At 48.9% G+C, this 679-nt stretch carries 1 protein-coding gene; it reads left to right on the top strand.

Annotated features, from left to right (window positions below; all coding sequences use genetic code 11):
* On the top strand, positions 1–679 hold a 679-nt coding region (locus A3738_RS03155; RefSeq protein ID WP_255376135.1), incomplete at both ends, for a carboxyl transferase domain-containing protein.

The following is a 679-nucleotide window of genomic DNA, read 5'->3' as shown; positions in this document are numbered from 1 at the left end:
GGTGTTGGCGGTCTGGATGGATATGCCGAAGCCTTCACCGCGCTGCGAAAAATCAGCGGTGTGGTACCTAGCATCATGTGCATGTTCGGATTTAATGCCGGCGGCGGCTCATATCTCCCTCGCCAAGGCAGCTTTATGATTCAACCGAAAAACACCTTTTTTGGACTCACGGGCCCAGGTGTTGTGAAAAGCGTATTGGGTGAAGACGTAACACCTGACGAGTTGGGAGGCCCGGGTGTTCACAGCCAAACAGGGGTTACTGACTTTGTCGTTGAAGATGAAGTAGCAGCTCTCAAGAAAGTAAAAGAAATTCTTAAATACATCCCGAGTAACAATAGCGAACTCGCACCGCACCAGCCAACGTCTGATGCGGTGAAGCGTGAGACGTGGGACATCGACATCCTGCTGAAGAAGGCCTTTAACAGCCCAAGCGGTTTTAACACTCCACTTGATGTCAGCATCATTATTCAAGAATTATGCGATCACGGCGACTTCCTTGAGATTCAACCTGATCGAGCGCGCAATACCATTACTGCGCTTGGAAGAATGGACGGCAACGTGATTGGTTTTGTCGCGAACAACAGTGCAGTTGCCTCGGGACAAATAGATATTGCCGCGGCCTATAAAAACGCACGTTTTATTCGCTTCTGTAATCTTTACAACATTCCAGTCATCTTCA

The sequence above is a fragment of the Oleiphilus sp. HI0066 genome, from assembly GCF_001635725.1.
This window is presented reverse-complemented; position numbering and strand designations above follow the sequence as displayed.